We start from the raw sequence: 23,172 nt of genomic DNA, 5'->3' as shown, positions 1-23,172 counted from the left end.
TCGCTTCCGCCCGCCTATGCCCTGCGCATGCATCTTTACCCATTGACGCGTTCGACCCGTGCAACGACGGCCTTGGCGCGCAACTGCGCGATGATAGCGCTGAGATGCTTGAGGTCATAGACCTCAAGATCGATGGTCAGCTCCGTGAAGTCGGGCGATTGGCGCGACATGTGGATGTTGTCGATATTGCCGTCGTGCTCGGCGATCACGGTCGCGATCTGGGCGAGGCTGCCCGGCTCGTTGACATTGTGGACCAGGATGCGCGCGGGGAAGCGTTGCGGCATCGTCTCATCGATGTCCCAGCGCACGTCGAGCCAGCGCTCCGGCTCCTCCTCGAAATCCTTCAGCGCCGGCGACTGGATCGGGTAGATCGTGATCCCCTCGCCCGCCGTGACGATGCCGACGATCCGATCGCCCGGCACGGCGCCGCCGTTCGGCGCGAACTTCACCGGCAGTTCGGAATTGATGCCGCGCACCGGGATCACCGAGGTAGCGCGCGCCGGATGCGGCGGGGTCTGCGTCTTCAGCTTGGCGGCGAGCCCCTTCTTGGCGCCATAGCGCACCATCCGCTCTTCCTTGTAGTCGGGATACATCGCGCGCGCGACGTCGGAGGCCTTGATCTCGCCGCGTCCGACGGAGGCCATCACGTCCTCGATCGAGGTGCGGGCGAGCCGCGGCAAGGCGCCCTTCAGCTTGTCGTCGGCATATTCGATCTTGGCGCGGGCAAACAGGCGGTCGACGATGCGGCGGCCGAGGCCGGCATACTGGTCGCGCACCGCATCGCGGGTGGCACGCCGGATCGCGGCGCGCGCCTTGCCGGTGCGGGCGAGCGCTTCCCAGGCCGACGGCGGCGCCGACTGCGCCTTCGAGGTCAGCACCTCGACCTCGTCGCCATTCTGCAGCTCCGAGGACAGCGGCGCGAACTTGCCGTTGATCTTGCAGCCGACCGCGCTGTTGCCGACACCGGTGTGCACGGCATAGGCGAAATCGATCACGTTGGCGTTGCGCGGCAGCGCGATCAGCTTGCCCTTCGGCGTGAAGCAGAACACCTGGTCGTGGAACAGTTCGAGCTTGGTGTGCTCGAGGAATTCCTCGGGATTGGAGCTTTCCGAGAGGATGCCGATGGTGTGGCGCAGCCAGGCGAAGGCGTTCGACTCGTGCTTCAGCCGCTCATGCGGCGAGCCCGCCCCTTCCTTGTAGAAGGCATGCGCGGCGATGCCGAACTCGGCGATCTGGTTCATCTCCTCGGTACGGATCTGCAGCTCGACGCGCTGCTTGCCCGGCCCGATCACGGTGGTGTGGATCGAACGGTAGTCGTTCTGCTTCGGCGTCGAGATGTAGTCCTTGAAGCGGCCCGGCACGACCGGCCAGGTGGTATGGACGATGCCGAGCGCGCGGTAGCAGGCGCCGACATCGTCGAGGATGACGCGGAAGCCGTAGATGTCGGACAGCTGCTCGAAGCCGACCGACTTGCGCTCCATCTTGGTCCAGATCGAAAACGGCTGCTTGCGGCGGCCGAAAACCCGCGCGGTGATGCCATTCTTCTGCAGGTTCTTGGAGAGCTGGGTTTCGATCTCGCCGATCAGGTTGCGGTTGCGCTCGGCCAGTGAATCGAGCCGCTGCTTGACCACTGCATAGGCCTCGGGATCGAGCACGAAGAACGACAGGTCCTCCAGCTCCTCGCGCATCTCCTGCATACCCATACGGCCGGCCAGCGGCGCATAGATATCCAGCGTCTCCTCGGCGATGCGGCGACGCGAGGCCGGCGGCACGAATTCCAGCGTGCGCATGTTGTGCAGGCGGTCGGCGAGCTTGATCAGCAGCACGCGGACGTCGTCGGCGATCGCCAGCAGCAGCTTGCGCAAATTCTCGGCCTGCTTGGCCTCGCGCGACACCAGCTCCAACCGCTTCAGCTTGGTCAGGCCTTCGACCAGCGCACCGATCTCATGGCCGAACACATGGTCGATCTCGGCCCGCGTCGCCTCGGTGTCCTCGATCGTGTCGTGCAGCAGCGCCGCCACGATCGTGGCATCGTCGAGCTTGAGGTTGGTGAGGATCGCGGCGACCTCGAGCGGATGCGAGAAATAGGGATCGCCGGAGGCGCGCGTCTGCGTGCCGTGCGCCTTCATGGCGTAGACGTAGGCGCGGTTGAGCAGGTCTTCGTTGGTGTCGGGGTTATAGGACCGGACGCGCTCGACAAGGTCATATTGTCGCATCATTCGGGTCCGCGGCTTCGCCGGCCTTTCCGCCGTGGACGAGGCCGGCGCGACCGCGACCGTTTCGGTTGCAGCCTGCATCTGGATGGAACTGCGGCGTCGATACGCCATGAACTCGCTGCCTCTCGCGGGACCGGAACGTCCCTTCTTCCTCAATCTAGTGCGCTTTCGAACGAAGCAGCACCCCGCGCGGGCCCTGGAACCATTCAATTTCGCGCGCCCGCATAGGACGCACCGTAACAGCAAAATTGTCAACAAAAGCAAAGGCCCGGAGCAATGTCCGGGCCTTTGGCAAATTGATCCGAGATGCGGAGCCGAAACGACGAGCTTACTCGTCTTCCTCGGGCTGCTCTTCCGGGGGCGCCAGGCCCTCGAGGCCCTTCAGCAGCTCTTCCTCGGTCATGCGCTCGACCGCGACCTCGGTGTCGTCGGCGTCGACACTGGCACCGGCGGAACCGATCAGCGGCACAGTGTCCGGCTCGGGCTCGTCGACCTCGACGAACTTCTGCAGGGAGTGCACGAGCTCCTCTTTCAGGTCCTCCGGCGAGATCGTCGAATCGGCGATCTCGCGCAGCGAAACGACCGGGTTCTTGTCGTTGTCGCGATCAACCGTGAGTTGCGATCCCGACGAGATCATCCGGGCACGATGCGCAGCCAACAGGACGAGGTCGAAACGATTGTCGACCTTATCAATGCAATCTTCGACGGTGACGCGAGCCATCTCGAGGCGCTCCGTGGTAAAAGGGATCGAACATGTAGGTTATGAGGGTTAGTTATAGGGCTAGCCCCCGTTTCGCAAGGCAAAATTTGTGATTTGCCTTCCCAACAGGCTCTGATAACCCCCTCTGCCGGGGCCAGAAGGGCCGGAGCGTCTGACGACATGGCTAGGTTGCTGTCCCAGGCAAGTAAATCTCTTCATTGCAATGTCAAAGGTCTAGGCTTTTTGCCCTCGCCTCACCATAATTGCGGTGGTGACTGTCGTGGGGAAAGATTCACAGAACTTTAGGCAGCAACGCCGGAAATTACGCGCGGTTGATCACCGCCGCGCTAAGAACACTAACAACCACGCGAGAACACTTTGATGTCGTCACCTGTTTCCAACAAGATCGCGCTCTTCATCGATGGAGCCAATCTTTACGCAACCGCAAAGACGCTCGGCTTCGACATCGACTACAAGCGCCTCCTCAAGGAATTCCAGAGTCGCGGCACCCTGCTCCGTGCGTTCTACTACACGGCGATCATCGAGGATCAGGAGTATTCGTCGATCCGTCCGCTGATCGATTGGCTCGACTACAACGGCTACACCGTGGTCACCAAGGCGACCAAGGAATTCATCGATGCCAGCGGCCGCCGCAAGGTGAAGGGCAATATGGACATCGAGCTCGCCGTCGATGCCATGGAGCTGGCCGAGCACATCGACCAGATGATCCTGTTTTCCGGCGACGGCGACTTCCGCTCGCTGGTCGAGGCCGTGCAGCGCCGCGGCGTCCGCGTCACCGTCATCTCCACCATTGCGAGCCAGCCGCCGATGATCGCCGACGAGCTGCGCCGCCAGGCCGACGTCTTCACCGACCTCGTCGAGCTGCAATCCAAGCTTGGCCGCGATCCGTCCGAACGTCCGGCCCCGCGCGAACCGCGTCACCACTCCCCGCAGTTCCTGCAGCGCGCGACAACGATGGCCCCCCGGGGAGCCGATGACGATTTCGACGAGTAATCTCGTCGCCGCACCGACGCGCCCCGACAGCAACTGTCAGCTCTGCGTCAGGCTGGCCGATTTTCGTGCACAGGCCCGCACACTCCACCCGGACTGGTTCAACTCGCCGGTGGAATCGTTCGGCGATCCGAATGCGCGGCTGCTGATCGTCGGGCTCGCGCCGGGCATGCAGGGCGCCAACCGCACCGGCCGTCCCTTCACCGGCGATTACGCCGGCGATCTGCTCTACGCGACCTTGCTCGAATATGGCTTCGCCAGCGGCGTCTATCAGGCGCGGCCGGACGACGGCTTGAAGCTGGTGGACTGCCGGATCAGTAACGCGGTGCGCTGCGTACCGCCGCAAAACAAGCCACAGCCGGCCGAGATCAACACCTGCCGGCAATTCCTCCGCGCAACCATCGCCACGATGCCGAAGCTGCGCGCGATCGTGCTGCTCGGGCGAATCGCACACGAATCTACGTTGAAGGCGCTGGATGTTCGTCTGGCGGCGGCGCCCTTTGTGCACGGCGCCGTGCATAGCGCGGGCACTTTCAAGCTCTACGACAGCTACCACTGCTCGCGCTACAACACGAACACAGGCGTGCTGACGACCGACATGTTCCGCAAGGTCTTCGCGACCGTGCGTAAGGAGCTCGGCTAGAGCCCTTCTCCCGATATCCACTTCGCGAACCGGTATCCACTTTACTTGGAAGCGCTCTCATCTTTCCGCGGATTGGCCTGCAGCCATTCCAGCACGTCGCCGGCATTCCGGTCAGGCGGGAACACCGGATAGAACACGTGCGTGATGCGCGCATCGTCGATGATGAGCGCAAGCCGCTTGATCAGCGTCAGGCCCGCCACCGACATCGTCGGCAATCTCAGCGCGTGCGTCAGTTCCAGCGCCTCGTCCGACAGCACCGGAAACGGCAGATGCAGGCGCGACGCCATCTCGGTCTGGTAGGCATTACTCTGCGTCGACAGCCCGAACACCTGGGCGGCACCGGCCGCCTTCAGGTCAGCGAACAGGTCGCGGAAGGCGCAGGTCTGCGGCGTACAGCCGCGGGCCCCGGGGATCATGTCCCAATCGTCGACCAGCCCGATCTTGCCGGGCTCGCCGGTTCGCGGATAAGCGAACACCACGGTGCGGCCCTCGAGCGCCGACAGCGCCACCGAGGTGTCGTCGGTGGCGCGCAGCCTGATCGGCGGGATCGTCATTCCGGTCAGATGCGCCGCGCCGCCATCGTCCGTGGGTGCCGGGATCCTGCTCCAGTCGACGTCGGTGAGGCTGCTCTGGTTCATCGGACCAATCTCCATCCGTCGTCGTCGCAGTGACGGCACTCGGAACGCCCTAGCCCCGCGCCCGCATCAGGCGGCCCTTTTCGCGGCCCCAGTCGCGCTTCTTCTCGGTCTCGCGCTTGTCGTGCAGCTTCTTGCCCTTGGCGACCGCGAGCAGCAGTTTGGCACGGCCGCGCTCGTTGAAGTACAGCTTCAGCGGAATGAGCGTCATGCCCTCGCGGTCGACCGCACCGAGCAGCTTGTTGATCTGCTTGCGATGCAGCAAGAGTTTTCGCGGCCGCTTCGGCTCGTGGTTGAAGCGGTTGGCCTGCAGATATTCGGGGATATTGGCGTTGATCAGCCAGATCTCGCCGTTCTTGGAATCCGCATAGGATTCCGCGATCGTGCTCTTGCCGCTGCGGATCGACTTCACCTCAGTACCGGTCAGCGAAATGCCGGCCTCGACCGTATCCTCGATGGCGTAGTTGAAGCGGGCCTTTCGGTTTTCAGCGACAACCTTGATCTGACGTTCGTTCTTGTCGGCCACGTTAGCCCTTCTTGAGGAGGTCGCGGATTTCCGTCAGCAGCACGACCTCGTCGGACGGCTTCGGCGGCTCGGCGGACTTGGCCTCGTCCTTGCGCTTGAACTGGTTCATGGCGCGAATGACCATGAACAGCACGAAGGCGATGATCAGGAAGTTCAGCGTCAGCGTCAGGAAGTTGCCCCAGGCCAGCACCGCGCCCTGCTTCTTGGCATCGGCCAGGTTGGTTGCGGTGACGGCCTTGGAAAGCCCGGTGAAATAGTTGGAGAAATCGAGTCCGCCCGTGATCGCGCCGATGATCGGCATGATGATGTCGCCGACCAGCGAGGTGACGATCGCGCCGAAGGCTGCACCGATGATGACGCCGACGGCGAGGTCGACGACATTGCCCTTCATGGCGAATTCGCGGAATTCCTTCAGCATGCCCATCCCCTTCCCTTCGACATTGCGCACGGCATTGTTCACGGCGGCACCGGCCTGGCTCAGTTGATCAGGCCTGCATGCACCATGGCGCTGCGGACGGCCTGGCGGGTCGATTCAGAGACCGGCACCATCGGCAGGCGCAGCTTCTCGTCCAGCTTGCCGAGCAGCGACATCGCATACTTCACCGGCGCCGGATTGCTCTCGATGAACAGGTTGGTGTGCAGCGGCATCAGCTTGTCGTGGATCTTCAGCGCGGTCGTGACATCGCCCTTCTGCCAGGCGGTCTGGAACTCCGAGCACAGCCGCGGCGCGACGTTCGAGGTCACCGAGATGCAGCCATGGCCGCCATGCGCCATGTAGCCGATGATGGTCGCGTCCTCGCCCGACAGTTGATTGAAGTCCTCGCCCATCGCGGCGCGCTGCTGCGACACCCGCACCATGCTCGCGGTCGCGTCCTTGACGCCGGCGATGTTCTTCAGCTCGAACAGCCGTGCCATGGTGTCCACGGACATGTCGATCACCGAGCGCGGCGGGATGTTGTAGATGATGATCGGAATGCCGATCGCATCGTTGATCGCCTTAAAGTGCTGGTACATGCCTTCCTGGGTCGGCTTGTTGTAGTACGGCGTCACCACCAGCACCGCATTGGCACCGGCCTTCTCCGCGTGCTCGGCGAGCTCGATCGCCTCCTTGGTCGAATTCGAGCCGGCGCCGGCGATCACGGGCACCCGGCCCTTGGCCTCCTCGATGCACCACTCGACCACGCGCTTGTGCTCGTCATGGCTCAGCGTCGGGCTCTCGCCTGTGGTGCCGACCGGCACCAGGCCGTGCGTGCCCTCGGCGATCTGCCAGTTCACGAGGCTGCGGAATGCCGCCTCATCCACCGAGCCGTTTTTGAAGGGCGTCACCAAGGCAGTGAATGATCCCCGGAATTTTGTCTTGGCTGCCATGGACTTCCTCCAAACGCTTCAGGCTAAAGGCTAGGTCGACGGACCCTTGTTATTGTCGTGCTTCACGTCCGTGCAACCGGCACCCGGTTGATGCGAAACGCCATGAAAGGCAATTCATATCGGGTCTGACCGGCAGGCGAAAGGGCCGTACCGAACCTATTCCCAGGCAGTTCCAGCCGCGATTTCGCCGTTGTGCTGGCGCAAACAGCCGCACCGGCAGGCTTCTTAGTATTTTGTCTACGTTTTCAATCAAATAAGAACCCATGGCCCAACCGACCAGATGATTCGGGGCCGCAGAGGACTTCTGTGATCCGTTCCGCCCGCGCAGGCACATTGCGATCGACGGCGCTGGCGACGAGCCTGGCGCTCATCGTTGGCCTTGCCGCCGTCACGGCCGATGCATGGGCCGCCGAGGATGTTCCAGCCGCGAGGCCGGCTGCCCAGGATGCAGCTTCCAAGACAGCTGCCTCGAAGAATGCGGCTTCCAAGGGAGCTTCCAAGACCGACGCTTCCAAGACCGACGCTTCCAAGGCCGGCACCTCGAAGGCGCACGCTTCAAAGCCAGGCGCCGCCAAGAGCAGCGAAGCCAAGACCAGCGCTGCCAAGACGGAGGCTGCCAAGACGACCTCTTCGAAGTCCGGCGCGGCGAAGACCGACGGCGCCAAGGCCGCGCCTTCCAAGACCGACGCTTCGAAGGCCGCCGCGTCAAAGAGCAGCACGTCCAAGACCACTACGACGAAGACCACTGCGTCGAAGCCCGCTGCTCCGGCTGCGACAGGAAGTCTGCCGAACAAGCCGGTGCCCGTCCGCGCCGCCGCCCCCGCGCTCGTTCCGGCGACCCGCCAGCATGCCGCGCCGATCGTGCGCAAGCCGGTGCTGCCTGCAGCCGTGGCCGCGACGTCGTCGACGTCGCAGTCCGACAAGGAGGCGCTTGCGAGCGTCGTCGAGCTGCTGCGCAAGCGCAAGCCGGCGGACGCCACCGAGGCCGAGGCCTCGATCTCCGATCCGGTGGCGCGCAAGCTTGCCGAATGGCTGATCCTGCGCAGCGAGGACAATGGCGCCTCGGTCGAGCGCTACCGCGCCTTCCTTGACGCCAATCCGAGCTGGCCCTCGCAGACCTTCCTGCGCCGCCGCATCGAGGCATCGCTATGGGACGACCATCGCGACGACTCCGCGGTGTGGGCCTGGTTCCAGAATGAATCGCCGGTTTCGGCCAAGGGCCGGCTCGCGCTCGCCAAGGTGATGATCGGACGCGGCGACCGCGGCAATGCCGAGCGCCTGGTGCGCGAAGCCTGGCGCAACGACCCGATGAGCGAGGACACCGAAACCACCGCGCTCGATCTGTTCGGCTCGTTCCTGACCGCAGGCGACCACAAGGCGCGCATGGACACCATGCTCTACGGCACCGACAACGAGGCCGCCGGCATCCGCGCGGCCAGACGTCTCGGCTCCGGTTATCTGGCGCTCGCCAAGGCGCGCATCGCGGCCAACCGCAAGGGCTCGAACCTGCGCGCGCTGCTCGAAGAGGTACCGCGCGAACTCTCCGGCGATACCGGCTATTTGTTCGCCAAGATCCAGCTGCTCCGCCGCGAGGAGAAGTTCACCGAAGCCGCGCAGCTGATGCTGAGCGCGCCGAAGGACGCCGCGCGGCTCTTCAACGTCGACGAATGGTGGGTCGAGCGCCGCCTGCTGGCGCGCAAGATGATCGACGTCAACGAGTTTCGCACCGCCTATCTGATCGCGCGCGACGCGGCGCTGCCCGCCCGCGACATCTACAAGACCGAGCAGGAATTCACCTCGGGCTGGATCGCGCTGCGCTTTCTCAACGACCCCGCCCTCGCCGCCCAGCATTTCGCGCGGATCGGCGTCGGCAGCGCCAACCCGACCGCGCTGGCGCGTGCCGGTTATTGGCAAGGCCGCGCCGCGGAGGCCGCCGGCCGCAGCCAGGAAGCGCGCGCCGCCTACGCACGCGCAGCCGAGCAGTCGACCAGCTACTACGGCCAGCTCGCGCGCGCCAAGCTCGGCCTGCCGCAGATCGAATTGAACAGCGCGCCGCGCGGCCGTGGCGCCGATCGGCTGGAAATCGTGCGCGCGGTCGGACTGCTCTACGAGATCGACGCGCGCGAGCTCGCGATCCCGATCTTCGGCGACATGGGCGACAATGGCGATCCGGAAGCGCTGGCCGGCCTCGGCGAGCTCACCGCGCGCCATGGCGATGCCCGCGGCATGCTGCTGATGGGCAAGGCGGCGCTCAATCGCGGACTGCCGTTCGACCACTACGCCTACCCGGTGAACGGCATTCCATCGTTCCGCCAGGTCGGACCGGAGGTCGAGCAGAGCGTCGTCTACGCGATTGCGCGCCAGGAGAGCGCGTTCAATCCGGCGGTGGTGTCGCCGGCCCAGGCCTACGGCCTGATGCAGGTGACGCCGGACGCCGGACGCTACGTCTGCAAGCGCGCCGGCATCGGCTTCGACCTCAACCGGATGAAGACCGACCCGGTCTACAACGCGATGCTCGGCGCGGCCGAGCTCGGCGGCCTGCTCGAGGACTATCGCGGCTCCTACATCCTGACCTTCGCCGCCTACAATGCCGGCCGCGGCAGCGTGAAGAAGTGGATCGAGCGTTATGGAGACCCGCGCGATCCCAAGGTCGATGCGGTCGATTGGGTCGAGCTGATTCCGTTCTCGGAGACGCGGAACTACGTCCAGCGGATCATGGAGAACCTGCAGGTCTACCGCGCCCGCTTCGGCGGCGGCACCAGATTGCAGATCGACGCCGACCTGCGCCGCGGCGCCAGCGTGGAATGAGCCGGCGCAGCCGGTTTTCAACAGCCTTGCAACGGGCGGCTGTCGGCCCCGCCCAAACCTCGATCTAATCTATTGTTATAGCTTACATTTCTTGCATTCACCCGAGCCGCCGCGTCCAAATCGGGGCGCAATATAAAGGCTCAGTGCCCGCTCCCGGGCCGCCGGCGGCGCAGCTGCCACCAAATCACCTTGCCGCAAACTGAATCTGCCGCTTGCGGCTTAGCGCCCTCTCGGGCATATCGGCGCCATTGGAGACGTGGCCGAGTGGCTGAAGGCGGCGGTTTGCTAAACCGTTATAGGCTTGTAAAGGCCTATCGAGGGTTCGAATCCCTCCGTCTCCGCCAGCCAACCTTTCGGATCTTGACCAGGACGGCCCGTGTAGCGGCTGCCGATCGGGTGCCGCTGATATCCGACCCAACTTCGTTCCATGGTTCGCTAGCCGCCAGAGCCTCCCTGGCTCGAACCGGCAGTCACCTCCGCGTGAATGAAACACCATTTCCGGTGCGTTGAAGCGAGCGCGAAACAAACCGCGCGCAGCATCCCCTCAGTTTTTCATCACCTGAATATTTCCGGAGCAAAGCCATGCAGCAGGACAGTGGCATTCAATTCCAGGATATCGACCAGGTTTTGCGTAACGCCCAGCTTCGCCGATCCGCCGATTTGGCTCCCTGGTTACGGCAGCGTTTCTCATCCAAAGCCGGCAGGCTCGTCATCGCAACTTCGCTGGCCTGCATGGTTGTTGTGCTGGCGATCGCTGCAGCCCCACGGCCCGTCTCGAGCGCTGCACTTGGCAGCGATTGGCAATGTAGCAAGGCAGCGTTTGTCTTGACGACCTGTCGTCAAACCGACCCTGCGCGCTCATAGCAAGCGGCCTCGAATGGTCGCGACGTCAATTGGCTGGCGAAACCATCTATCCGGTGACACCGTAGCTCGACAGCCGGCCCACTCTTCCATTTTGGTACCGCGGGCCGGCTGAGACCGTTCGGTCGATCCCAGTCACGAACGGCCTCACCTTTGGGTCCATCAATGAAATGCGTCAGCGGCTACGCGATCGATAAACGAGCCTTGAGGCTTGAGGTGATTGTGGCGGCTGGCGTAGCCACGGAGCCGGATGAGGGTTAGAGCCGCGGTGGAAGTCGCAGCTTCCCCTCGGCTTGATTATTTGGCATCAAATAATCATGAAGCCCGCACGAAGTATCCGCTGGTCGAGATCGGGCTGAAGGCGAAGACATAAGATGGATGGCCCGAGTCGCGGTCTCAGGTTAGCGCTCTGCTTAGCACTGGCGATTGTCCTGCCTGCTGCTCAGACGCCGCCAACAGTGCATTCGCGGGACGCGCGTCGTGTGGTTGACAAGGAATGTCGCGATGTCTTGCCCGCGCAGGCAAAGATACAGGCATGCCTCAACCTGCTGAGCGATCGACGACTGTCGACTGCCTATATTGCGCCGATCAACAGCGAAATATCGAGCACCTTCCAAAGCCTGCGGGACTACGACAACGCCATCAAATACAAGAAGATCGAAATTGAACGCGCGCAGAGCGCGGCGCAGCAGCCTGCTGCTTCGGCCGAAGCACTTCCTGCAAGTTTCGGCGCGATGTCTCAACGGTATACGGAGCTCGGAACACTCCAGGCGCTCAATCGCCTGGCCAACATCGACAGTCAATCGGATGAAGCGCGCCGAGGCGCCACTGAGGAGCAAAGCAACTACACCATGGCGCTTCAGTACAACCCGATGAACTACAGGGCATATCGATACCGGGCTGAAATTCACAGCCTATTCTGCGATAGCGCGTCTGCCTCTCAGGACATGGAGGCAGCGGTCAGGTTTGCGGAAGAATCCGGAGATCAGAACGCCGCTCGAGACTACAGGCGCGTCACGCTAACCGCTTGCATTCCGGCTTGGCGCCGAGAATAGCGAGACCCATCAGACTTACGCCCCGACCGTATTCTTACGGACCGCTCCTGGCAGGCGACTTGCGATGCGTCCGTGAATAGTTCGGCGCCAGCTGTTCCCGGTGTACCGAACTCGGACATTCGGAGCACGCACATGAACATGCATCATCGTTTTGAGACAGCTCGCGAAAGCACCGGACGAGAGTCGACGGTTGCGAAGATGCTGTCCGATCTTGTCCTGGCCTGCCAGCAGATCGAAGCCGACATCGCGACCGAAGAAGCGCGCGCGGGAATCTATGACCCATCGGACGCAAGGTATCCGACCCTGGCAAGGTCGCTCAATGAGCGGTACGACAATCTCAAGGGAACCATCGCCATGCTTGAAAAGCGTGTCACTGAGCGATCTCAGCACAAGTTGGTCACCGACGCTGCATAGCTCGCTCCTTCGACCAACCTCTTGTTCGATGGAAGAGGCATCCTCCGTTCTCACCAAGCAACGGGGCCCGCGAGAAGCAGGCCCCTGCCACCTCACTGCACCCCGAAGCACTGCCGCTTGCCGTCGTTGGGGCAGTAGAAGCAGGCTTTCGAGGAGCAGCCCGTCAGGTCTCCAGCCTTGTTCAGGGTATAGTTGCAGCCTGCGGTTCTGTCGCATGCCTTCACGACTGCTCCGATGGGAGCGGCAGAAGCCGCCTGACCGAACGTGAACAGAGCAATCGCAGTTGCGACAACAAAGCTCAGTGAAATTGAACGCATGACACCCTCCTCCACAATTGGGCCGACGCACCATTGCATCGCCCTGGCCGAAACACTCCCAGATGGGCTCCGGGAGTGATGTGAGGCGGGTCACTCGGGTACGCCGGAGCAGCCCTGGAACGATCATCCTCGCCACCGATACGCCGGCGCGGGCAACGTGATCGACGTGATGGAGCTGCGGCGCTGACCGACGTCAGCCGCTACCTCGCGTGGATGGATCGAGATTTCGGTTCTCGCCCGGCGGGATCGGCCCGAAGCCGGGATATCTGTACCCGCCAGGTACGACCACCTCTTCGCTCGGACGGAAGATGAGGTGCTGTCGCACGCGCCGGTGATGCGCAGTGGCCGCGTCGGCAACCGCACTCCACAGGATCACAAGAGGCAACGTCAAGACCAAGGCAACACGCATGGCGATCACTCCGTTTCACCGAACAAGTGACCGCCGATCGCGGCGTTCTATTCTGCCGCGGCCTTTCACATGTGATCAAAATCGCGAGATCGCCGATGTAGAGCCTGCGCGTTATCACGCAACGTGAGCCCGCCGATGTCTAGGGGCGCACCTCTGCCGAGCGACGCGTTGATGCCCATTCTGCCCAGTACTTCAGGAGCGGGATCGCGCTGCCGATCCAGCCTCCCGCCATCCTGGCCTCTTCCTCTCGATCCAACATGTCCGCGGCAGCAGAAAGTTCGCCGATTGAATAACGCCGCGATGGACACAGGATTTCACTCGCTTGCGCCCAGCAATCCCATTCGCCGATCGTTACGCCACCCAGCGCCCCCGTCTTGCGGTTATAGAGAACTGCCTTGGGCGATGAATTGGAGACGATGACAAGCCAGTTTGGGTCACTCGCTATGCCGGTCGCGTAAAAGGTCGACTCGTCGCCAAACAAGTCTCCGCGGGCTGGCATCATCAACAGCGTGCCGTCACTCGCTGCCAGCGCGCCATAGGCAGCCCGCACAGTCTTGTCGAACATCTGATAGCTCGGCGCATCGAACTGGACGGATCCGCGCGACGTAACCGAGGGGTATCGAAATCGCGATTGATCCGCGATGTAGTTCCATCGTGGGTATCCGAACTCGAAAGACGTTGTCACAGCTCCGCTGATGGCGATGAGCCTGTCCTGGTAGGTGGACAGAATATAGACCGCGTCCTTGTCCCGATAGGCACAGAACGGCGCGGACAGATTTGCATGGGTCGGACCGTTCGCGCCGTAGATGTCCTTCACTTGAAGGCTCTTGGTCATCGTGAAAACGACGCCGGACATTGGATCCGAACCAATCAGATCGCCGGTGCTCTCGTCTTCGTTGATGCAAGTGGCAAATTGAATCGACTGAGAGCCGATGTTTGCAATCCTGGCGAGCTCTTGCCCGGTTTCAATCGACAGCTTGACAATGCTCCCCTGGCCCGAGGCGAAGACCTCATCTCCGATCATCGCGATGCCGTGAGAGGCCAGCAAATCCCGCTTCCAGCGCAGGATCCATTTGTCATCTACGCGTTCGAACATGGAGACCACGTTGCCGTCGTAGTCCGCCACGCCCATGAATCGACCTCCTCGCGAGATCGCCACTCCCTCCGCCCCCTTGATACCGATATCCACTATGCGCTCGGTTACATGAAGCTTCGCGCCGGCCCTCGTTCGCTCAAGCTGGGCGACGACAATGTCCCCTCCAACGTAGTTCGCGATGAAGACCCTGTCGTAGAAGGCCGAGTAGAACACGGCAGTAGGATACCAGACGGGCAGTTCGACGTCGATTTCAAGCGGCACCGCGGTGCGCTGATCCTGGTCGAACAGATAAACATCCCGATAGTTGGCGATCAGAAATTCTCGCGCCGAGATTTTTGTCATGGAGACCGGCGTCATCGGTCCATCTTGGCTTTTAGGCAGCGAAACCTGAATCGAGTTGCCCTGCAGATCGGGCGCAGGCTGACCGCGCTTCTGCGTGTCGATGACCGCACCAATATCCGCCCGCAGTTTATTGACGGTCTGCTCCAGCTGACTTGCAGTCTGCTCCAGCTTGTTTGCTGCCTCGTCCTGCTTGATCGCAATCTGCTCCTGCTTAATCGCAGCCTGCTCCTGCTTGCTCGCAGCCAGCTCCTGCCTGCTCGCAGCCTGCTCCTGCTTGTTCGCAGTCTGCTCCTGCCTGCTCGCGGCCTGCTCCTGTTTGCTCGCGGCCTGCTCTTGCCTGTTCGCCGTCTGCTCTTGCTTGTTCGCGATCTGCTCCTGCGCGTCCAGGCGGCTGATAATGTTAGCCATGCGTTGACCGCTAAAGAGCAGCGTCTCCGTCAGGAGATTCGCGGCGGTCCTGATCTTGTGCGCGAACAGGGCCAGGACGATTGCGCCAACCAGAATCGCAGCAAATGCGATCTTCTTTTTCATAATTCGCCCGAGACAACTACCAATGAAACCAGGAAACCGTCACGACTCGAAGTGAGAAGCTAGATATCCTTTAGTTTGATCGCGCTCGATGTGAAGCTCATGACCCAGGCGAGCTACAAGCGCACCGGTTCGGCAGTGATCGAACATCACTCAGAAAAGATTAGAAACATTTCCTCGCGTGTGGAGCTCCGGAGTTGTGCCCGCGCGATGTCACGCCGCCCGCACAGCGAAAAATGAATCGGTCATCACTGTGACGATAAGTCACAGCGATGGGATGATCGATTCGTCATGCTCGAGCACGCTGCGCCCGCAACAGCGGCCGCGGAAAAGCCTGCGCGCAGGCGACGCCAAGCAGCGCGAGGCCGCCGCCGATGACGTGGAAGGGTCTGACCGGCTCGCCCAGCATCACGATCGCGGCCGCGGCCGTCAGCACCGGCAGCAGGTTCATGAATATCGCGCAGCGGTTCGGGCCAAGCTGCGCTACCCCGCGGATCCAGAGGAACGGCAGCACCACCGAGGCCAGCGCGCCGGCATAGACGATCAACGGCCAGGTCTCGGCGTTGACCTGCCGCAACGGCGCCGGCGTCGCGAGGAACGCGGGAAACATCACGGCCAGCGCGCACAGCGCCTGCATGTAGGTGGATTGCCACCCGGTGATCGGCAAACTCCATCGCTTCAGGAGCACGCCGTACAGCGCGTAGACGATCGCGGCCAGCAGCATCAGTGCATCGCCCGGGTGCACGCCGTTCTGCAACAGCGACGGCAATTCGCCGCCGCTGACGAGATAGACGAGGCCGGCGAACGACAGCGGAGCGCCGCAGACCATGCCAAGCGTCGGCTGCTCGCCGAGCAGCGCGGCGCTGAGCGCGACCGTGAGTAGCGGCGTCAGCGCGGTGAACACGGCCATATTGGTCGCAGTGGTGGTCTCGGCCGCGAGATATGACAGGCTCTGGAACAGGCACATCGCAAGGAAGCCGAGGATCGCGAGCGGCCCGAGATGCGGCCAGATCGCGCGGCGATTGCGCCAGGCGGCGCGCGCCACGAATGGCGACATCAGCAGCACCGCGACCAGCAGGCGATAGAAGGTGATCGCCTGCGGACCGATCGTGTGCGCCGACAGACGCGAGACAATGACGTTGCCGGCCCACAGCACGATGGCAACGAAGGGATAGAGAAGTGCAGCATTCTTCTTGAGCATGACCCGGCAGCGCATTGGTGAAGGACACACCAGCAACTACCTGTCGCGTCGAAGTCCGTCTCACGCTAGGATGACCCGACCTAGCGAGATTGGGACATGCGAGATGACGACGTGTTGGACGAGCTGATCACACGGCACCTCGATTATCACGCCACGGCGCGGCCGATGGCGGCGATGGAGATCGACTATCCGAGCGGCACATCGACCGGCCTGCATGCGCATCCGCGCGGCCAGCTACTCTACGCGATCGAAGGCGTGATGATCGTGCGCTGCGCCGAGGGCACCTGGGTGGTGCCGCCCAATCGCGCGGTGTGGCTGGTGGCCGGTCTCGCGCACGAGGTCCGGATGTGCGGCGCGGTCAAGATCCGCACCGTGTTCGTCGACGCCGATGCGGCCCCCAATCTGCCGCGGACCAGCTGCGTGTTCACGGTCTCGCCGCTGCTGCGCGAATTGTTCGTCGCCGCGATGGGGGTGCCGCTGGATTATGCGCCAGGCACAAGCGACGAGCGCCTGATGCGCGTGCTGCTCGACCAGCTGCGCGAAATCGATGTGCTGCCGCTGCATCTGCCGATGCCGCGCGACCAAAGGCTCGCGCGGATCTGCGCGGCGCTGGTGGCCCGCCCGGACGACGCCGCCACGGCGGAGCAGTGGGCGCGCCGGCTGAAGCTGACCTCGAAGACGATCCATCGTCTGTTCGCCAGGGAAACCGGCATGACGTTCGGCGAGTGGCGTCAGCAGGCTCGCCTGTTGTTCGCGCTGGAACGCCTCGCGCGCGGCGCGCGGGTGGTCGATGTGGCGCTCGATGCCGGCTATGCCAGCCAGAGCGCCTTCACCGCGATGTTCCGCAAGCATTTTGGCGTGCCGCCGAACGCGTTCTATCGATAGAGCGTTTTCGAGCGAAGTGGATACCGGTTCGCGTAAGGAAAACGCGTCAAAGCAAGAATCTAGAGCCCCGTTCCGATTCCATCGGAACGGGGCTCTAGACCCGCCGCGGTGGCGACACAACTAGTTCGCCGCATATGCCGACTGGGCCACCGGCCCCAATATCCATTCCCTGAACGCCGCGATCTTCGGAAGCCCCTGCCGATTGTCGGGGCAGACGAGATAGTAGGCGAACTCCTCCAGATGCGCGGTCTCCAGCAGCTGGATCAGTTCGCCGCTCTCGATCTCGTTTGCCACCATCGCTGCCGGCAGCAGGCCCGCGCCCTGCCCGGTCAGCACGGCTTTGAGGAGGAGACCGCTGTCGTCGAACGAAGGGCCGCGCGGCGGACGCACCTCCGCGATGCCGTTGGCTTGAAACCACAGGCTCCACCCCTTGCGATCGGCATCATGCACCTGCGGCCAGCCCGCAAGCTCGCCAGGGGATGTCGGCCGCCCGAGACGCGCAACCAGCGACGGCGAGGCGACCGCCACCATCTCGACCGTGACGACGCGGTCGCTGCGCAGCCCCGGATAGCGGCCGAGACCGTGGCGCACCGCGACGTCGATTCCGCTGCGCGAGAAATCGACCAGCGTGTTGCTGGTGACGATCTGAAGATCGATCTCGGGATGCACGCCCTGAAACGACGCCATGCGCGGCACCAGCCAGGCCGACGCAAAGAACGGCGTGACGCTCACCGTCAGCGTGCCGACGTCGGTCGATGCAGCGACGCGGCGCGACGCCTCCCCGATCTGGCGAAACGCATTGCGGATCGACGGCAGATAGTCGCGCCCGGCGTCGGTGAGATAGATGCCGCGCGGCACCCGCTCGAACAGCTTGACGCCGAGATGGGCTTCCAGCGTCTTGAGCATCTGGCTGACCGCGCCCGGCGTCACGCACAGCTCCTCGGCCGCGAGCTTCACCGAGAGATGGCGGGCGGCGGACTCGAACGCCTTGAGCGCGTTCAGGGGTGGAAGCTTGCTCTCCATGATTTAGATTTTCTAATCTCAGTCGCGCAGCAAATCTGGTTTGCCAACGGGACTTTCCCAGCGCTCAATTAGCCTATCGTAACGCTGAGAGCCGCGTCAACTCAGAGGAATCCGGGCCGATAAAGATAGATTTTCTAATCTTTTGTCACGGCTCGCGACGGCGGCTCCCGCTTCCCTGATGGAGCCAGGACAGGACATGACTGAGGTCCCAAATAGACTCGCCCTGCACGAGATCGGTGCAGGCGGCGATACCATCCAACGCGTCGACCGCATCAACGCGTCGCAACCCGGCAGCCTGCCCGGCCTGCTGGACTTTCAATGGCTCGAAGCCGAACGCGGCCTCATCCGCGGCCGCTTCGAGATTGCCGCGAAGCACTTCTCGCCGCACGGTCTCTTGCACGGCGCAAGCATCGTCGCGCTGGCGGATACCGCGTGCGGCTTCGGCTGCCTCGCTTCCTTGCCGGATGGCGCGACCGGCTTCGCCACCGGCGAGTTGAAGACGAACTTCATCGGCGCCGCGCGCGAAGGCGGCGTCAGCTGCGAGGCGCGCCTCGTTCATGCCGGCCGCACGACCCAGGTCTGGGATGCCGAGATCCGCAGCGAAGTGACGGGCAAGGCCATCGCGCTGTTTCGCTGCACGCAGATGCTGCTCTATCCGCCGGCCAAGGCAGGCGGCGGCGCATCACAGGGAGAACGATCATGAGGAACGCCGTCATGCACGCCGGTTATCAGAGAGCAAAGCCGTTCTATGGCTGGTATGTCGTCGCAGCCGCCTTCGTCGTGACCTTGATCGGCTTCGGCAGCGCCTACACGTTCTCGTCCTTTGTCGAGCCGTTGCAGCAGGAGTTCGGTGCCTCGCGCGGCTCGGTCTCGCTGGTGTTCTCGTTCGCGGGCTTCCTGTATTTCGGCCTCGGCATCGTCTCCGGCCCACTTGCCGATCGGTGGGGCGCACGCAGGCTCGCAGTCCTTGGAATGGCACTGGTCGGTCTCGGCATGGTGCTGGCGGGACAGGCGCAGACCATCCTTCAGGTCTATGCCGCCTACAGCATCGGCATCGGCGCCGGCGTCGGTTGCGCCTATGTTCCGACCTTGGGCGCCGTGCAGCGCTGGTTTGTCCGGCGGCGCGGTTTTGCGTCGGGCCTCGCCGTCAGCGGGATCGGCGTCGGGACACTGGTGATGCCGCCGCTCGCGACCTGGCTGATCACGAGCCTCGGCTGGCGCGATGCCTACGTCGTGTTGGGCGTCGTCGCTGCCGTCGCCGGGATCGGAGCATCGCTCCTGATCGCCGACGATCCGCGCCGCCATGGCACCGGACCGGATGGTGATCCGCTTGAAGCGGCTTCAGGCGCGCCGCTCCGTCAGGGCGTCTCGATCCGCGGCGCGGTACGAACTGGCCGGTTCGCTGGGCTCTATGCGGCCTGCCTGATCAGCGCGTTCGGGGTGTTCGTGCCGTTCGTGCACCTGGTGCCCTTTGCTGTCGACCATCAGGTGGCGCCGACGCTTGCCGTGCTGCTGCTCGGGATGATCGGCGTCGGCAGCACCGCCGGCCGCTTCTTCCTCGGCGGCATCGCCGACCGGGTCGGCCGCGATGCGTTCCTGATCGCGATGTACCTCGGCATGGCCGTCTCGCTGGCGATCTGGGCGATCGCCGGCAGCTTCTGGTCGCTCACGGTCTTCGCGCTGCTATTCGGCGTGTTCTATGGCGGCTGGGTCGCTATCCTGCCCGCTGTCGTCACCGACCATTTCGGTGGCCGCAATGTCGGCGGCATCATCGGCATCCTCTACACCAGCGTCGCTTTTGGCACGCTGCTGGGTCCGAGCGCCGCCGGCTTCGCGTTCGACGTCAGCCACAGCTACTTCATCCCGGTGGCGATCAGCGCAGCCGCCAACCTCGCCGCCGCCCTCATCGCCGTCGCGACGATGCGAACGGCCTCGCCGATGGCTTCAGTCGCGCGGCCGTGACGGTCCGAGATCCCCGTGCTACGCTCAGGGATCACCAACCCCTCGGTCCGAGCCTCTGTGATCACCCGGTTCGCCATGACCAATGCCTGGACCTATCGGCGCGCCGCCAACGACGACATCGTCGAGCTGGCATCGTGGTGCGGTGCCGGCTCGCTCGCCCTCAGACCGCACTTCCATGACGAGAGCCAGATCGTGCTGGTGCTGTCGGGATCGCGCGCCTTTCGCATCGACGGCGCGACCGTCACCGTATCTGCCGGCCATGCCGCGCTCATCCCGGCGGGAATGCTGCACGCACCGATGGCGACACCAGGCGCGGAGACGGTTTGCCTGAATGCCTATGTTCCGGCGGACCGCGCCTGCTCGTCGCTCCGGATCATCAGTGTCGGGGACCGCTGGCGGAGCATCGACGAGATATCGCCCGAGCACATCAGCGAGATCGCCAACGACATCCTGTCGCGCGAGGAGCCCGGTTCGACCGAGCAGACCGGCAGAGCCAAACTCGGCACGGCCTTGACGGAGAGCCCCGAGCCGATCGGCGAGATTGCCGCCAGCTTCGGGCGAAGCCGCGAAGGGTTCAGCCGCATGGTGAGGCGCGAGCTCGGCGTCGCGCCGCATGCGTTCCGGCTACTCGCCCGGCTCAATCTTGCCCGGCAGTTGCTGCGCGCCGGCGAGCCGATCGCAGCCGTTGCGGCGGATGCCGGCTTTTCCGATCAGAGCCACCTCACCCGTCTGTTCCGCCGCACCTTCGGCACGACGCCGGGCGTCTACTGGCGCGATTGAAGCGGCGTCACAGACGTTCCAGACCAGCCGCTGCTCCGCCCGCTAGCCTGCTCACCCTGCAAAGGGGTGAAGGATGGATACCCAGACAAGTCTTCTGCTGCTCGCGGCCGGCTGCGCCGGGGGCGTCATCAACGCATTGGCCGGCGGCGCGACGCTCATCACCTTTCCGGCGATGCTTGCCGCAGGCCTGCCGGCGGTCATCGCCAATGCGTCGAATGCGGTGGCGATCTCGCCGGGGCATTTGATCGCAGCACTCGCCGATCGCGGCAAGCTGCCGCCGCCGACGTGGCGCACGAGCAGCTTCGTCGCCGTCTCCACGGTTGCAGGCGGAGTCGGTGCCGGCGTCCTCTTATTGCTTCCCGAGCGGCTGTTCGTCCTGCCGGTGCCGGCCCTGATCGCATTCGCAACGCTGCTGTTTGCCTTCGCGCCACAGATCCAAGCATCGCAGATCCAGGCGTGGACCACCGGACATCAGAAAGCCGCAGCTCCGCCCTCGACCGGTGCGAGCAGTGCTGTCCTGGGATTGGCGTGCGTCTATGGGGGGTTCTTCGGTGCCGGGCTCGGCGTCATCCTGACCGCGGTCCTCTCGATCACGGAACCCAACGACATCAGGGCGATCAAGGCATTGAAGAACCTGCTGGCGACCTGCGTGTCGCTCGCCGCAACGCTGATCTTCATCGTGCAGGGAGCGGTACGATGGCCGGAGACATCTGTGATGCTGCTCGGCGCCGTGGTCGGCGGCTATGCAGGAGGCCACCTGATCCGGATCCTGCCGGCTCAGATCGTCCGGCAGTTCGTCATCGCCGCCGGAGCACTGATGACCGTGATCTACGCGGCACGCTACTGGTTCTAGATGGAGCGAGGGAGCCGAGGCTCCCAGCTCGAGCTGTGCGTTTTCGAGCGAAGTCGACTACCGGTTCGCGTGAAGAAACGCGTCAAAACGAAAACTTAGTGCGTCGTCATCCAGGCGCGGGCTTCGCGCTGGGCGGCAGCGATCTCGACATCGGACATCTGCTCGGCGACTTCGCGGCGGTGCGCGATCGCGTCGGTACGTCCCTTGAGCGCCGCCAGATTGAACCATTTGTGCGCCGCGACGAGGTTGACCACGCCGGATCGGCCGCTCGCCCAATACATGCCACGCTCGAACAGCACGTCCTGGATCGCGGTCGCAGCAACCGGGACAGCACCTTCCTGATCGATGACCCCCTGAAACATTGTCGTCATTCCCCTTTTTGTTGTTGGCCGCCCTCCCCCGAGCGCGGCCCCCGTCCACTGTTAAGCTACCCTGTCATTCCCGGGCTGATCCTTTGGATCATGCCCCGCGCCGATCACTTGGATCACCGCGCGCCGTTTGCCGGCTTGTTGGGATGATCATGGCCCATCAAATTTGAAGAGCGGTTTAAGTATCGCGATGAACGGGATGTAAATCGGGCCCGCCCGGCACGTTCCCCGGAATCGCAGAAGTGCCTGTGCCGCAGGCATTTCTGGGTATTCGTGAACGCCGGTTTACCGTGGTGCTTCGGACTACGATAACCATCGCGGACAATGGCCGCGGGCGCCGGCCGGTGCCGGCCGCCGACGCATGTAATCAGTCGATGAGGTGATAGCGGGCTGGCACGCCTGGCGGGACGGTCCGCGGAGCCGCGGTGCGGTCGAGCGCGCAACAACAACGCGAGGCTGTCAGGCCCAACGTCGATCCAGAAAATGGGATGTGGAAAGTGGCTGCCGGGCGCGGACTGCGCGGGCCGCCGGAACGAGGGGGTCGGCGAACACGTCAGGACCAGATTTCAGCTCGGCATTCTCGCCGGTGAAATTGCGGAACCGAGCCGGCCCCGCACCGAACGAAGAAATCTCTGTTTCTTCTGCCGGACCGCTTTTGGGAAGGTTGCCCTCTCCGAAATTCGATCCAGCCGTTTGACCTGATGTCTCGCCGACACCCTCTTTCGTCAGCCAGAGCCTTGGGGTGGGATGTGCCTCTCAGCAGTCCGTCCGCTGGCTCTCGCGACGTGCCGGCATCAAGCCGCCGGCAATCCTCTCAAGGCGAGAGGCTTACTTCTTCTTGGCGACCTTGCGGGTCTTCTTCGCAGTCTTCTTCACTGCGCTCTTCGCCTTCTTCGCCTTCTTCGCCTTCTTTGCCTTCTTAGCCATGTTGCCCTCCAGTATGTGAGATGGCTCTCGCTGCGTGCACTCGGGAATCGATATGCACTACTTCCCGAATACACCAACAGACCGAAAAAAACAGTGTCCCGCTTAAGGAAGTGTTGACGCAGCGGTGGCAGTGCGCACAGCGCGCGGCACCGATCAAATCGGCATTGCGTTCGCGCGACGATGCAAGAAGTGCAAGAGCGGCCGACATCGGCATTTGTCAACGTTGCAGGAAACGCCTGTATTG

The 23,172-nt window shown here is 63.5% G+C and carries 22 protein-coding genes and 1 tRNA gene; 12 read left to right on the top strand and 11 right to left on the bottom strand.

All coding sequences use genetic code 11. From position 1 onward, the window contains the following. Positions 1-35: 35 nt before the first annotated feature. Positions 36-2,327 (bottom strand): bifunctional (p)ppGpp synthetase/guanosine-3',5'-bis(diphosphate) 3'-pyrophosphohydrolase, encoded by a 2,292-nt coding sequence (locus JQ573_RS26775; RefSeq protein ID WP_212318728.1) that lies wholly within the window; start codon positions 2,325-2,327, stop codon positions 36-38. Positions 2,328-2,544: 217 nt separating this feature from the next. Beyond that, positions 2,545-2,937, bottom strand: coding sequence for a DNA-directed RNA polymerase subunit omega (gene rpoZ, locus JQ573_RS26770; RefSeq protein ID WP_016844003.1), 393 nt, complete (start codon positions 2,935-2,937; stop codon positions 2,545-2,547). A gap of 360 nt (positions 2,938-3,297) precedes the next feature. Here rpoZ and JQ573_RS26765 point away from each other — a divergent pair, with 360 nt between their 5' ends. Both JQ573_RS26765 and JQ573_RS26760 read left to right on the top strand, forming a co-directional pair. Beyond that, a complete protein-coding gene (locus JQ573_RS26765) occupies positions 3,298-3,930 on the top strand; it encodes an NYN domain-containing protein (RefSeq protein WP_016844002.1) in 633 nt (210 codons plus the stop codon). Further along, on the top strand, positions 3,911-4,570 hold the full coding sequence (locus tag JQ573_RS26760) for a uracil-DNA glycosylase (RefSeq protein WP_212318726.1): 660 nt from the start codon (positions 3,911-3,913) through the stop codon (positions 4,568-4,570). Before JQ573_RS26765 ends, JQ573_RS26760 begins: the two co-directional genes overlap by 20 nt. Before the next feature lie 41 nt (positions 4,571-4,611). Here JQ573_RS26760 and JQ573_RS26755 read toward each other — a convergent pair whose 3' ends face one another. From JQ573_RS26755 to dapA, 4 genes are read right to left on the bottom strand one after another with little or no spacing between them, the layout of a single operon-like run. Further along, the gene (locus JQ573_RS26755; protein WP_212318724.1) at positions 4,612-5,208 is read right to left on the bottom strand and encodes a peroxiredoxin; all 597 of its coding nucleotides are present in this window, start codon (positions 5,206-5,208) and stop codon (positions 4,612-4,614) included. A 49-nt stretch (positions 5,209-5,257) separates the two neighbouring features. Beyond that, positions 5,258-5,731: an SsrA-binding protein SmpB gene (gene smpB, locus JQ573_RS26750; RefSeq protein WP_212318722.1), complete on the bottom strand. Its 474-nt coding sequence runs from the start codon at positions 5,729-5,731 to the stop codon at positions 5,258-5,260. 1 nt (position 5,732) lies between these two features. Next, positions 5,733-6,149: a large conductance mechanosensitive channel protein MscL gene (gene mscL, locus JQ573_RS26745; protein WP_212318795.1), complete on the bottom strand. Its 417-nt coding sequence runs from the start codon at positions 6,147-6,149 to the stop codon at positions 5,733-5,735. Between the two features lie 59 nt (positions 6,150-6,208). Further along, on the bottom strand, positions 6,209-7,099 hold the full coding sequence (gene dapA / locus JQ573_RS26740; RefSeq protein WP_212318720.1) for a 4-hydroxy-tetrahydrodipicolinate synthase: 891 nt from the start codon (positions 7,097-7,099) through the stop codon (positions 6,209-6,211). A gap of 369 nt (positions 7,100-7,468) precedes the next feature. On the opposite strand from dapA, the gene JQ573_RS26735 reads away from it, so the two are divergent. The 5 genes from JQ573_RS26735 to JQ573_RS26715 all read left to right on the top strand — a co-directional run bounded on the left by JQ573_RS26735 (position 7,469) and on the right by JQ573_RS26715 (position 12,237). Then, positions 7,469-9,907, top strand: a complete 2,439-nt coding sequence (locus tag JQ573_RS26735) for a transglycosylase SLT domain-containing protein (RefSeq protein WP_409334707.1) — start codon at positions 7,469-7,471, stop codon at positions 9,905-9,907. A 250-nt stretch (positions 9,908-10,157) separates the two neighbouring features. Then, a tRNA-Ser gene (locus JQ573_RS26730) sits at positions 10,158-10,251 on the top strand. A gap of 238 nt (positions 10,252-10,489) precedes the next feature. Beyond that, a complete protein-coding gene (locus tag JQ573_RS26725; RefSeq protein WP_092114768.1) occupies positions 10,490-10,771 on the top strand; it encodes a hypothetical protein in 282 nt (93 codons plus the stop codon). A gap of 479 nt (positions 10,772-11,250) precedes the next feature. Continuing rightward, positions 11,251-11,823, top strand: a complete 573-nt coding sequence (locus tag JQ573_RS26720; RefSeq protein ID WP_312011636.1) for a hypothetical protein — start codon at positions 11,251-11,253, stop codon at positions 11,821-11,823. 132 nt (positions 11,824-11,955) lie between these two features. Next, a complete protein-coding gene (locus JQ573_RS26715; RefSeq protein WP_212318716.1) occupies positions 11,956-12,237 on the top strand; it encodes a hypothetical protein in 282 nt (93 codons plus the stop codon). A 92-nt stretch (positions 12,238-12,329) separates the two neighbouring features. Here the strand turns inward: JQ573_RS26715 and JQ573_RS26710 are convergent, their stop codons facing one another. The 3 genes from JQ573_RS26710 to JQ573_RS26700 all read right to left on the bottom strand — a co-directional run bounded on the left by JQ573_RS26710 (position 12,330) and on the right by JQ573_RS26700 (position 16,130). Beyond that, positions 12,330-12,554: a hypothetical protein gene (locus JQ573_RS26710; RefSeq protein ID WP_143046613.1), complete on the bottom strand. Its 225-nt coding sequence runs from the start codon at positions 12,552-12,554 to the stop codon at positions 12,330-12,332. A gap of 548 nt (positions 12,555-13,102) precedes the next feature. Beyond that, positions 13,103-14,932, bottom strand: a complete 1,830-nt coding sequence (locus JQ573_RS26705) for a hypothetical protein (protein WP_212318714.1) — start codon at positions 14,930-14,932, stop codon at positions 13,103-13,105. Positions 14,933-15,218: 286 nt separating this feature from the next. After that, positions 15,219-16,130 carry a DMT family transporter gene (locus JQ573_RS26700; protein WP_212318712.1) on the bottom strand — a complete coding sequence of 304 codons (912 nt, stop codon included), beginning with the start codon at positions 16,128-16,130 and terminating at the stop codon, positions 15,219-15,221. A 96-nt stretch (positions 16,131-16,226) separates the two neighbouring features. Here JQ573_RS26700 and JQ573_RS26695 point away from each other — a divergent pair, with 96 nt between their 5' ends. Further along, on the top strand, positions 16,227-17,015 hold the full coding sequence (locus tag JQ573_RS26695) for a helix-turn-helix domain-containing protein (RefSeq protein ID WP_249132388.1): 789 nt from the start codon (positions 16,227-16,229) through the stop codon (positions 17,013-17,015). Between the two features lie 120 nt (positions 17,016-17,135). Here the strand turns inward: JQ573_RS26695 and gcvA are convergent, their stop codons facing one another. Then, entirely contained in the window at positions 17,136-18,038 is a 903-nt protein-coding gene (gene gcvA / locus JQ573_RS26690; protein WP_212318710.1) for a transcriptional regulator GcvA, read from the bottom strand. A 142-nt stretch (positions 18,039-18,180) separates the two neighbouring features. Between gcvA and JQ573_RS26685 the strand changes: the two genes are divergently transcribed. The 4 genes from JQ573_RS26685 to JQ573_RS26670 all read left to right on the top strand — a co-directional run bounded on the left by JQ573_RS26685 (position 18,181) and on the right by JQ573_RS26670 (position 21,633). Next, on the top strand, positions 18,181-18,741 hold the full coding sequence (locus JQ573_RS26685) for a PaaI family thioesterase (protein ID WP_249132386.1): 561 nt from the start codon (positions 18,181-18,183) through the stop codon (positions 18,739-18,741). Continuing rightward, positions 18,738-20,000 carry an MFS transporter gene (locus JQ573_RS26680; RefSeq protein WP_249132384.1) on the top strand — a complete coding sequence of 421 codons (1,263 nt, stop codon included), beginning with the start codon at positions 18,738-18,740 and terminating at the stop codon, positions 19,998-20,000. The genes JQ573_RS26685 and JQ573_RS26680 overlap by 4 nt, the downstream gene beginning before the upstream one ends. Before the next feature lie 57 nt (positions 20,001-20,057). Beyond that, positions 20,058-20,780 carry an AraC family transcriptional regulator gene (locus tag JQ573_RS26675; protein WP_212408755.1) on the top strand — a complete coding sequence of 241 codons (723 nt, stop codon included), beginning with the start codon at positions 20,058-20,060 and terminating at the stop codon, positions 20,778-20,780. A 73-nt stretch (positions 20,781-20,853) separates the two neighbouring features. After that, positions 20,854-21,633, top strand: a complete 780-nt coding sequence (locus JQ573_RS26670; RefSeq protein ID WP_212318706.1) for a sulfite exporter TauE/SafE family protein — start codon at positions 20,854-20,856, stop codon at positions 21,631-21,633. Positions 21,634-21,728: 95 nt separating this feature from the next. Here JQ573_RS26670 and JQ573_RS26665 read toward each other — a convergent pair whose 3' ends face one another. Beyond that, positions 21,729-21,995: a hypothetical protein gene (locus JQ573_RS26665; RefSeq protein ID WP_212318705.1), complete on the bottom strand. Its 267-nt coding sequence runs from the start codon at positions 21,993-21,995 to the stop codon at positions 21,729-21,731. Positions 21,996-23,172 lie beyond the last annotated feature (1,177 nt).

Origin of the sequence: Bradyrhizobium sp. AUGA SZCCT0105 (assembly GCF_018129565.1) — a bacterium.
Lineage (GTDB): Bacteria > Pseudomonadota > Alphaproteobacteria > Rhizobiales > Xanthobacteraceae > Bradyrhizobium.
Note: the sequence above shows the minus strand (reverse complement) of the source record. Positions and strands in the feature narration are given on the sequence as shown.

Bases quoted from the DNA above. Each gene is read 5' to 3' on its own strand.
- JQ573_RS26700 (WP_212318712.1), bottom strand. From the start codon at position 16,130: ATGCTCAAGAAGAATGCTGCACTTCTCTATCCCTTCGTTGCCATCGTG.
- JQ573_RS26775 (WP_212318728.1), bottom strand. From the start codon at position 2,327: ATGGCGTATCGACGCCGCAGTTCCATCCAGATGCAGGCTGCAACCGAA.
- JQ573_RS26715 (WP_212318716.1), top strand. From the start codon at position 11,956: ATGAACATGCATCATCGTTTTGAGACAGCTCGCGAAAGCACCGGACGA.
- JQ573_RS26665 (WP_212318705.1), bottom strand. From the start codon at position 21,995: ATGTTTCAGGGGGTCATCGATCAGGAAGGTGCTGTCCCGGTTGCTGCG.
- JQ573_RS26680 (WP_249132384.1), top strand. From the start codon at position 18,738: ATGAGGAACGCCGTCATGCACGCCGGTTATCAGAGAGCAAAGCCGTTC.
- JQ573_RS26760 (WP_212318726.1), top strand. From the start codon at position 3,911: ATGACGATTTCGACGAGTAATCTCGTCGCCGCACCGACGCGCCCCGAC.
- JQ573_RS26765 (WP_016844002.1), top strand. From the start codon at position 3,298: ATGTCGTCACCTGTTTCCAACAAGATCGCGCTCTTCATCGATGGAGCC.
- gcvA (WP_212318710.1), bottom strand. From the start codon at position 18,038: ATGGAGAGCAAGCTTCCACCCCTGAACGCGCTCAAGGCGTTCGAGTCC.
- rpoZ (WP_016844003.1), bottom strand. From the start codon at position 2,937: ATGGCTCGCGTCACCGTCGAAGATTGCATTGATAAGGTCGACAATCGT.
- dapA (WP_212318720.1), bottom strand. From the start codon at position 7,099: ATGGCAGCCAAGACAAAATTCCGGGGATCATTCACTGCCTTGGTGACG.
- JQ573_RS26710 (WP_143046613.1), bottom strand. From the start codon at position 12,554: ATGCGTTCAATTTCACTGAGCTTTGTTGTCGCAACTGCGATTGCTCTG.
- JQ573_RS26755 (WP_212318724.1), bottom strand. From the start codon at position 5,208: ATGAACCAGAGCAGCCTCACCGACGTCGACTGGAGCAGGATCCCGGCA.
- JQ573_RS26695 (WP_249132388.1), top strand. From the start codon at position 16,227: ATGCGAGATGACGACGTGTTGGACGAGCTGATCACACGGCACCTCGAT.
- JQ573_RS26725 (WP_092114768.1), top strand. From the start codon at position 10,490: ATGCAGCAGGACAGTGGCATTCAATTCCAGGATATCGACCAGGTTTTG.
- JQ573_RS26705 (WP_212318714.1), bottom strand. From the start codon at position 14,932: ATGAAAAAGAAGATCGCATTTGCTGCGATTCTGGTTGGCGCAATCGTC.
- mscL (WP_212318795.1), bottom strand. From the start codon at position 6,149: ATGCTGAAGGAATTCCGCGAATTCGCCATGAAGGGCAATGTCGTCGAC.
- JQ573_RS26670 (WP_212318706.1), top strand. From the start codon at position 20,854: ATGGATACCCAGACAAGTCTTCTGCTGCTCGCGGCCGGCTGCGCCGGG.